At 42.7% G+C, this 1,330-nt stretch carries 2 protein-coding genes; one reads left to right on the top strand and one right to left on the bottom strand.

Features of this window, described 5'->3' with window-relative positions:
* Positions 1–210, top strand: a 210-nt coding sequence (locus AC1DLB_RS30190; RefSeq protein WP_477786306.1) for a hypothetical protein, incomplete at its 5' end; no start/stop codon positions are given.
* 86 nt (positions 211–296) lie between these two features.
* Here the strand turns inward: AC1DLB_RS30190 and AC1DLB_RS30185 are convergent.
* A partial coding sequence (locus tag AC1DLB_RS30185) for a hypothetical protein (protein WP_477786305.1) occupies positions 297–1,330 on the bottom strand: 1,034 nt, incomplete at its 5' end.

Below are 1,330 nucleotides of genomic sequence, written 5' to 3'. Positions count from 1 at the left end.
ATGTGGGACATGTCCATAGAGGCACGATCTGTACTAGGCATATTTGCTGACTTTTCGCAGGTAAAGCGCTCGGTTCTGCCGGTTGCCCAGAAAAACAACCTGCCACCTAGATCAGCCAAGTCGGATATGACGCTGATTGCTGATGAGGAATTGCATCCTGATGGTACTGAAACAAATTTAAGCCCACAAAGAAAACTATTCAAATCCTAGTACAATTGTATTGGTGTTACCCTCAGGTAACACCAATACAATCAAACCAACATATTGACCCTGGACAGCTGTGAGATTTTATCTGATTACGGAAAACGCCTATACATCTGGGCAATAAAACTAATCAACAAAGGCTCAGCCTTTTCCGAAACCAGCTTTGAATCATTTACCGTCAGAATATGCTCACCAATAGAGGCATGAGCAATAGCGCAGCGAAATCTATAAATTATATAAGCTGCTGATTTTTGCAAATGATCTAACGTCCAGCCAAATCGGGCTCTTTCAATACTGGCTTTATTGAATGAATGTTTAGAGTGAGCGATAAAGTCATTTCGTTTTTGGATATTATCGTTAAACGCCCAAGGAAACCCATCTTTTTCATAAGCATAAAGAAGTTCATCTATCACAGCATCGTGGGACGACGTGCGAAAAAACTCTTCCAGGCTACATGCTAGCGAGGATTCGTCGGTCCAGTATTTCTTTATCAACCGCAACAACCGCTGATACTCGCTATTATTATACGTAGCTAAAAGTTTACCGATCCCTTTCAAGTCGGCCCCGAGGGTTTTTATATCCTCGACCAAGTCGTAGTCGAAGCTAAGTTCAAGCAAATGAAATAGCGCTAGATAATGACCAAGTGGCGTCGAATCATATATTGCTCGCAATGTCGCGGTGCGGTGATCCGATGTAGGAAGTTGAAGATTACCGATCGCACGTATGGAGTTCACTCCCGTGATCTGCCCATTGAGTTCAAGTGGAGTATCATGGGAAAACCCGCCCCATATCGCACTTGAACTCTTGTACTCCTCAGTATAACTTTCATAAAACTGAGTTTCCAAAACAACATAATCATATTTAAATAGATAATCAAATGGCTGCGACTCTTCTAGATCTTCGGACTTAGCATCCCGCAGATAGGCTGCAGCCAACAAAGCAGGAGCTTCTCCGTAAGTAAAAGCCTCACCTTTACAGGACAAGAGATAACACTTAGCCACTGCATGAGAGTCAAGATCTATTTTGAAAGTTTCATTTCTTTGATAACGGGTCGAAAGATGAAGAATAGGAATGGCTATATAGCCATCCACTGCGCACTCTCCTTGAAATTCCGAGACCGCGAGAC

The organism is Pseudomonas sp. 05N434, from assembly GCF_056396965.1.
The sequence above is the reverse complement of the archived record's forward strand: the minus strand, read 5'-3'. Positions and strand labels throughout refer to the sequence as shown.